At 31.6% G+C, this 7,652-nt stretch carries 10 protein-coding genes; 3 read left to right on the top strand and 7 right to left on the bottom strand.

What is annotated here, in order from left to right; genetic code table 11:
- Positions 1–256: 256 nt before the first annotated feature.
- From RT037_RS13420 to RT037_RS13430, 3 genes are all read right to left on the bottom strand, one after another.
- Positions 257–820 carry a hypothetical protein gene (locus tag RT037_RS13420; RefSeq protein ID WP_313032207.1) on the bottom strand — a complete coding sequence of 188 codons (564 nt, stop codon included), beginning with the start codon at positions 818–820 and terminating at the stop codon, positions 257–259.
- A gap of 227 nt (positions 821–1,047) precedes the next feature.
- On the bottom strand, positions 1,048–1,398 hold the full coding sequence (locus RT037_RS13425; RefSeq protein ID WP_313032209.1) for a hypothetical protein: 351 nt from the start codon (positions 1,396–1,398) through the stop codon (positions 1,048–1,050).
- Positions 1,399–1,641 carry a hypothetical protein gene (locus RT037_RS13430; RefSeq protein WP_313032211.1) on the bottom strand — a complete coding sequence of 81 codons (243 nt, stop codon included), beginning with the start codon at positions 1,639–1,641 and terminating at the stop codon, positions 1,399–1,401.
- 143 nt (positions 1,642–1,784) lie between these two features.
- Between RT037_RS13430 and RT037_RS13435 the strand changes: the two genes are divergently transcribed.
- The 3 genes from RT037_RS13435 to RT037_RS13445 all read left to right on the top strand — a co-directional run bounded on the left by RT037_RS13435 (position 1,785) and on the right by RT037_RS13445 (position 2,621).
- The gene (locus RT037_RS13435; RefSeq protein WP_313032213.1) at positions 1,785–2,075 is read left to right on the top strand and encodes a hypothetical protein; all 291 of its coding nucleotides are present in this window, start codon (positions 1,785–1,787) and stop codon (positions 2,073–2,075) included.
- Between the two features lie 107 nt (positions 2,076–2,182).
- A complete protein-coding gene (locus tag RT037_RS13440; protein ID WP_313032215.1) occupies positions 2,183–2,377 on the top strand; it encodes a hypothetical protein in 195 nt (64 codons plus the stop codon).
- Positions 2,370–2,621 carry a hypothetical protein gene (locus RT037_RS13445; protein ID WP_313032217.1) on the top strand — a complete coding sequence of 84 codons (252 nt, stop codon included), beginning with the start codon at positions 2,370–2,372 and terminating at the stop codon, positions 2,619–2,621. The genes RT037_RS13440 and RT037_RS13445 overlap by 8 nt, the downstream gene beginning before the upstream one ends.
- Positions 2,622–2,822: 201 nt before the next feature.
- On the opposite strand, the gene RT037_RS13450 is transcribed toward RT037_RS13445, so the two are convergent.
- The 4 genes from RT037_RS13450 to RT037_RS13465 form a co-directional block, all read right to left on the bottom strand.
- Entirely contained in the window at positions 2,823–3,923 is a 1,101-nt protein-coding gene (locus tag RT037_RS13450; protein ID WP_313032219.1) for a DUF262 domain-containing protein, read from the bottom strand.
- Positions 3,920–4,954: an adenine-specific methyltransferase EcoRI family protein gene (locus RT037_RS13455; protein WP_313032221.1), complete on the bottom strand. Its 1,035-nt coding sequence runs from the start codon at positions 4,952–4,954 to the stop codon at positions 3,920–3,922. Before RT037_RS13455 ends, RT037_RS13450 begins: the two co-directional genes overlap by 4 nt.
- A gap of 468 nt (positions 4,955–5,422) precedes the next feature.
- Entirely contained in the window at positions 5,423–6,520 is a 1,098-nt protein-coding gene (locus RT037_RS13460; RefSeq protein ID WP_313032224.1) for a serine hydrolase domain-containing protein, read from the bottom strand.
- Positions 6,521–6,757: 237 nt separating this feature from the next.
- On the bottom strand, positions 6,758–7,489 hold the full coding sequence (locus RT037_RS13465) for a VWA domain-containing protein (RefSeq protein ID WP_313032226.1): 732 nt from the start codon (positions 7,487–7,489) through the stop codon (positions 6,758–6,760).
- Between the last annotated feature and the right edge of the window lie 163 nt (positions 7,490–7,652).

Genomic DNA, 7,652 nt, shown 5'->3' on the forward strand with positions numbered 1-7,652 from the left:
CATAGTATGACAATATTTAATGAATTTTTTGTCAACCTATTTCAGGAATATGCATGGTATAAAATTGCAGATAACGGAAAAAGTATTTGCGAAGGGCGGGCAAAATATAACTGAAAGTTCAATTTCGACCAACCGGAGCGAATGCTTTTTACACGAAACTAAATTACTAAAAAAATGTGGAGTGGAAAAGCAGGCGCGGCTGAATGTAACGAGTTTTCATATTATATATTCAACCCCGCCTTTTGCAAATACAGTGTTATCTGCAGTCTTTTTTTCTCCAATTAAACAACATCAGTCTTTTTCTATTATCAATATCATTAATTTTGAAACCTGTTAAATCTTCTATTTTGTAGAGTGCGTTTCCTTCATCTTCTCCAAGAGAACCAACACATTTAATTATAAAGTTTTCATCGTCAACTTCTATAATAAAACCTGAGAAATATTCATCATTTATCTCAACACTTGTAATAATATCTTTTCTATTAATAAGTTGGTTTAATAAGGTTTTTTTCCAATTTTCTTTTTCTAAATAGTCGAATTTAAATTCTCTTTCATTTGCTAATTCTTCCGAATTTTCAATTATATAATTCATTGCTTTTGAATAATCATCTTCAAAGTCAATACTTATAATTTCTGAAATTTTTGCCACAATAATTCCGTCCTTTTTTCCATATTTTGTATAATGTTGGATAATGACTAATTCATCATTAAAATCTAAAATTTTTCCAAACCAAAATTTTTCATCATCGTTATAAGTCCATATGCTTAAAAATGATTTATTTTCTTTTGATTTTGTTAATAATTTTGTTGTTAAATCCATTGTTAGCGGAATTTTGGGTAAGATTGCAGATAACGGAAAAAGTATTGGCGAAGTGCGGGCTAAATAGAACGAAAAGTTCAATTTAGACTGACCGTAGCCGATGCTTTTTTCGGATTGTTAAATTACAAAAAATAATAATGCGAAAAAGCAGCGGCGGATAAATATTACAAAATTTTATACTAAAACCTTCCCCCGCATTTTGCCAATACAATGTTACCTGCAGTTTTTTATTTAAAATGAAAATACCAATTGCCATTTGATTCTCGATCAACTGTTTCTTGTGATTCAAAATCTATTATTACAGATTTAATTGAGTTTTTGGGATAATCATTTGTGTATAATACATTTTTAAGCTTTTCCCTCAAAGCTTCATTTTGGCTCAGTTTGTTTTTCATTGAATCTGTTTTAACACAAATCCAAAAGACTAAATAATTTGGATTTATTTCATAAGCACCGTAATATGTTATTGAAAATTTTTCAGTGCAATATTCCGCGATTATTTTTTTTAAATCACTTTTGATATTTAAAATTTTACGTTTTAAAGAATTTTCGGGTAGAAATAATTTTAGGAAGTTCATTTAGTTTGATTTTTCATCATTCATTTTTTGTGAATTTATCAAGTCAATGCGTCTCTTAATTCTTTCTAAAATTTCAAAATCCTTATCACCATAAATATCTCTTAATTTAAAATTTTCGTTGTTATTTTCCTCAAATTGGTTAATTGAAAGATTAAACAAAGCTTGCCCAAATCTTTGCTGAGGATTTTTGGCTAAATATTCACTAATTAGCTCTAAAATTTCTTTGTGTAGGGCGTTTGTCATAAAATTGCAGGTAACGGAAAAAGGCTTGGTTTCTGTGGCGTGTATGCGCAAAGTATTTTCCACGCCATAGAACCAAACCAATGTTATACGAGGTTTTTATTTTTTAGCGATGGCAAAAGAATAATTTGAAAAATTATAAAAATATGAGTTACAAAGAAAAAATATCAAACATTGATAAGGTTTTATCAGAATTAAAGACCTTGAAATCAGAATATCAAAAAGCGGAAAAACTTTCTGAAAAATCCCTTAATATGGATTTTAAAAACAATACTCCAAAGCAAATACAAAAAGCTTCTGCTGACCTGAATTGGCAGTGTATGCACATTGATAAAACACAAAAAAGAGTTTGGAAATCTATCCTAAACGCTGATTTAGAAGTAGATATAAGCGAAACAGAATATCACCCAAGCGAATTTCACCACTACAAAAATTAAAAACCATACAATAATTAATTCGTGCCTTTCGCTTTTGGGGAATCCCCAGAAGTATCTGGATAAAGGCTAAGTGTGAGTTCGTCAAGCGATTTAAAATATAAAATATTATGACTTTAGAACAGTACAAAAAACTACAAGAAGCAGGTGCGCATAAAGCACTATGGTTAGAGCTTTTAAATGCATCAGGTTTTGCTGGTGTGTTACCAAACGGAAAAATAGTTGATAGGAGATATTTCCCTGAAGCAACTCCAGTAGAAAAAAATTCAATTTTCGGAACATCAAAACCAAAAACAAATGAATAATTCTGAAATACTAAATGATGGTATTGAAAAACTGAAAGAGTGTCCGAAATGCAACTCCTATTACACAAACGGAATGCCATTTTCTCTTGTTGGAGAGCCGTTTAAGAATGGAATTAGAGCAAGATATACGGAATTTAAGTGTAGTAGCTGTCGTACAGTGTTTATATCTTTTATTAATTATGCCCAAGTTCGTGAAGCAGAATTAGCGCAAGTAAGCGAAGGAGAAAATAAAAATTTTGTATAACGGAAAGGGGCTTTGCGAGGTGCGGGCTACTGTAAACTGAAAGTCGAGAGGAGAACCAATCTCTAGCAAAAACTTTTTCCATTTTTTAAAATTACGAAAAAACTAAAAAATGGAAAAGTTTTTTGCGGGTACTTTCTAAAAATTTTCTAAGATTTCCTTCAGCCCCGCATCTTGCAAAACCCTTGTTAGTGGCAGTACTTCTTATTTTCCGCTTTTTCTTCGGTTGTCGTCTTTACACAACATTTGGCAATTTTCGGCAGAAGTTTTTCCTCCTAAATGCCAAGGTGTAATGTGGTCGGCTTCCATTCCTGCAAGTTCGTAATGTTCGGTACAAACTGGACAAATTCCTTTTTGTCGTTCGTATGCTTCACGTTTTTGGTTGTCCGTAAATGCTCGAATATTCAAAAATTTTTCTTTGCGAGTTAAAACGTATTCATAAATTCCTTTCTTTTTGGTTACGTCTTCGTCTTGCATTAGTTGGCTGATTTCTTCTTCAAGTTTTTTATGGTCGAAACTTTGTTTATGAAATTCATTGTACAAAAATCCCCATTCAATGCCTTTCATTTCTTTTCGATATTTCGGAAAAGTTGCTTTTACCCAACTGATAACAGACTGAAAATACAACCAAATTTCGTTTGCATTCGGGTCGTGTTGGTGGTTCAACATATAAGTTTCAATATTTCCGTTAGAAATCCATTTGATAACGGTTTCCAAATAGTCTTGTCTTTCAGGACTTCCGTTCATATATTCACTTGCCAAACCAAAAGCTGGACAATTTCGTTTACTGAAAATTGGTTTTGCACTCGATACAAACGAACCGGAATAAACTGCGTTTCGCAGTTCTTGTTCGGTCAATTTTTCGCCTGCAATGTTAATCGTTTTGAACCACTCTAATTTTTGACTGTCTGTTCCCGAACATAAATAAACCATTAGTTTGTAGTCCAAAATTTGTTCTTGTTCGTTTGCTTGTAAGTTGGAAAATCCTCTGTATTCTGGTATATTTCCAACAACTGTGGCAAAATCTCCATCAACAAACTGGCAAATTGAAATAGTTCTTTGTTGTCCGTCAATAACTTCAAAATTTCCGTCTTCACGAACAGCCCAATACATTACGTTTAGTGGAAAGTTTTTTGTAACCGTGTCAATTACGGCTTCACGTTGCTTGTCTTTGTAAATAAATTCACGTTGGTAGGGTGGACGAATGTCCAATTTTCCACCATATCCAACAACTCCGTTTTCGTCATTATCTTGATAACCTTTGGTTAATTCTCTTATTGTTATTTCTTTAAGTTCGATTTTCATAAATTTTTATGTTTTATCACGATACGTACGTAAGTTGGTTTTCCGTTAATTGTTCCGTCTTTGTCTTTTATCAATCCGTGTTCTTTGAATGGAACATTTTCATTTTTTCTAATGTTGTTTGAGCTGATAATTTCAAATTGTTCGGGATTGTATTTGTCCAAAAATGTAATCGGAACAGCCATTGCACCTTTGTAATCCATTGGAATTTCAGCAACTTTATTCACATTGATTGCTTCGTAATTGTCGAAAGTTGGATATTCTTCTTCGTTGTAAGTTTTGTAAAGAATTAAATTTTGATGTCTTTTAGAAATATCGAGGTTTGTAAACCAACAAATATTTCCCATACTTCGCCATTTTTGAAGTTGGTCTTTTCCCTCTTTATTTTTTTCCATTGTTTCCCAATATCGGGTTGTTCTCGGTTCGTAATGGTCGGGAACTTTGAACTGCATATCTCCGCTGTTGTTGCCAAGCCAAATTTTATTTTCTCGGATTAGAGAAAAAATTTCTTTGTAAGTAACAGCGTTTTGGCTTCCAATAATTACAAACTTTTTGTCGTGTTCGATAAGTTGAGCGATGTATTCACGAAACAAAGAAAATGGTGGATTTGTAACGATAATATCGGCTTGCGTTAGCAAGCTGATACTTTCTTCACTTCTAAAATCGCCATCTTTTTCCAAAGGAATTATGCCGATTTCATCGGCATCTGGAATGTTGTTTCCGTTTTTATCTCCGTTGTATTCGAGATAAACAGCTTGTTCGGAATTGTTGGTGCTGAATAAATCACGTTCTTGATTTTTGTAACAAGTTGTGATGAGTTTTTTTAGTCCAAGTCGTTCAAAGTTGAGAGAAAAATAAATGAAGAAATTACTAATTCTTGGGTCATCACAATTACAATAAACAACTTTGTCTTTAAAGTGGTTTCTGTAATGTTTTAACTCTTTTTCGATGTCCGAAAGTTGCGTGTAAAACTCGTCTTCTTTATTTGTTTTTGCTGATGATAAACTTTTGTTTTTCGCTGTTTTGTCTGCCATACCGTTATCCGTTTTGGACAACAGTAACGGGACTTTTAATGTCGGGAAGTTGTTTTTATACCGAGCGTTCCGTTAGTATTGCCACTAACGGTTTGGGGCTTTGCGAAGTGGCGGAAAATCGAAGCCGAAAGTTTCTATTTAGACGGAACGTAGCAAAAGCCAATTTCTATTTGCTAATTTATGAAAAAAAGCCAATAAAATTGGCTTTTGCGGATTAAGATGCAGAAACTTTCAATTTAGACTTAACCCCGCCATTTTGCAAAACCCTTGTTAGCGGTAGTTTTTCTTTTTATTGACTGTTTATGTGAATTTAACAGGTTATTACTTTGGATATTTTGTTTCGTCTGTGCTATTCCAACAAATGAATGCGTGAAGAGCAAAAAAATGAGAATATATTTTTTCGTATTTGAATTTACAGCCTTACTTTTTTTAACTATTTGTATTATTGACTTCAAAGTACATTTTTTATTATTTTGTTACAATTTTATATATTTCATCAGAAATAGGATAAATATTGTTGTTATCTTGATTTGTCAGTATAATAATAGATAGGTCTATTGTATTAAATCTTCGAGCAATACATTTATAATTTCCCATAGAGCCATCGTGTGTATGTTCGACTATCGTGATTAAACCAGAAAGTGGCTCCTGACTAATCCTAACAACTCCCAACGGGCTTTGCATAAATTGATTAATTATTATGTTTGCAGTTTTACCAAGAAATAATTTAGATTTTTGACTGATAAGAGTGTTATTATGAATTCGATGGAACCAATCATACAAGCCTTCAACATTACTGACAAATAAAAAGGGTAACTCTAATTTATATGTATCAGGCTTATATTCTGAATCAAAAGGGATTGCAATCTGTTGAGAGTCAGAATATGGGTACTTATCTTTAATTTCAATGTGATTTGAATTAAATAAGTACGCCTTTGCATAATTGGTAAACGTTTGATGGGTTACGTTTTCCACTATCTTCATTAATAAAATAGGGCTATTATTTGTGTATAAATATGAAGTACCAGGTTTGAATTGAAGATTTTTTGTATTGAGAATGTCATTATAAACATCTTTATAGGTAACTATGTTCGGGAAATATTTCTGGAATTGAATTTCAGGCAATCCACTAGAATATTGTAAAAGGTGTTTAACTGAAACGTCTTTTGACCATATTGGAAGTTCAGGAATATATTTGCTTATACTGTCCTCCAAATCAATTAATTTCTTTTCATACAGTTGCATAATTGCAACAGCAACAAATTCTTTGTATACTGAACCAATCTGAAATTTGAAATCTTGACTTAATTTATATTTTTTGTGTTGGTCTGCATATCCAAAGGATTTTTTGTACAGTATTTTGTTGTTCTGTACTACTAATATATTTCCATTAAATTTTTTACTCTGATACTCTTTTTTTAACAGAGCATCAATCTCTACATTTAGAACAATCGAATCTGTACCTATTTTGAATGGGCTATCACTTTGGATATTTTGTTTATCTGTCTGTGCTATTCCAACAAATGAATGCGTGGAGAGCAAAAAAATGAGAATATATTTTTTCATAGTCTATTTAAGATGAATGTCCATTAAAATTACCGCTAACGGGAAAGGGCTTTGCGAGGTGCGGGCTACTGCAACCGAAAATTCAAGATATGACCGAACGCTAGCAAAAACTTTTTCCATTTTTTAAAATTACGAAAAAACTAAAAAATGGAAAAGTTTTTTGCGGGTACTTTTTAGAATTTCTCTAAGATTTCCTTCAACCCCGCATCTTGCAAAACCCATGTTATCGGCAGTAATTTATTTTATAATTGTTTTAATGCTATCTGTTGTTTTTTGTAGCTTTTGGAATTTGTTCTCGTAAATTTTTTTGTCAATTTTGAGATTTATGTTTGTCATATTAATTGAGTCGGACTTTGAAATAAATTTATGTGCATCAAAATTTTTGAAATCTTTTTTTGTATGATAAACCTCAAAAATTCCCTTCGTTTCATGACTAATCTTAATTAAGGTTGAATCTAAAGGCTTTGCAGGAACTTTTTCGAATACTAAACCGTTTTTATCGATTCCTTTTGGTATAATTTCGAAATCTTTTGGTTTGATTATTACAGAATTTACTTTTATACCAAAGTTTTTAACTGCATCTTTCGAGAATTGCAGTTGAGAATTTTTGATATTACTGGTTCCGTCTGAAAAAATCATAATATTCCTAAAATCAGCTTTAGAGTTTTGCAAAGAATATACTCCATTTAGCAAGGCTTCCGAATAATTTGTTCCAAATCTTATTCTTTTCCATAGTTTGTCTAAATTGTCGAGTGATTTAATTAGTTCAGATTTACTTTTTGTTAGCGGACAAATTAAATATGAGTTTCCTGCAAATACTATAATTGAGAAAGATTGTTTTTCATCTTTATCATTAATAAATTTCTCAACGGCATTCTTAACAACTGTCATTCGGTTTGGTTCAAAATCAGTTGATTGCATGGTAATTGAAACATCAATTAGAATAGCGGTATCAGAAAATTTATCCACAACAATTTTTTCGTCATTATTCTTTTTGTCTAATTCAGAATTGTTGCACATCAATAGTAAAAATGTGATGAAAAAAAATGGTAAAATTTTGATTGATAGTGTTTTCATAGGTGGTCTCAAATTGCTAGTGCAACTTTTGTTTTTGTAAAAGTATTATTTTTTT

The sequence above is a fragment of the Soonwooa sp. genome (genome assembly GCF_032062245.1).
Classification (GTDB): domain Bacteria; phylum Bacteroidota; class Bacteroidia; order Flavobacteriales; family Weeksellaceae; genus Soonwooa.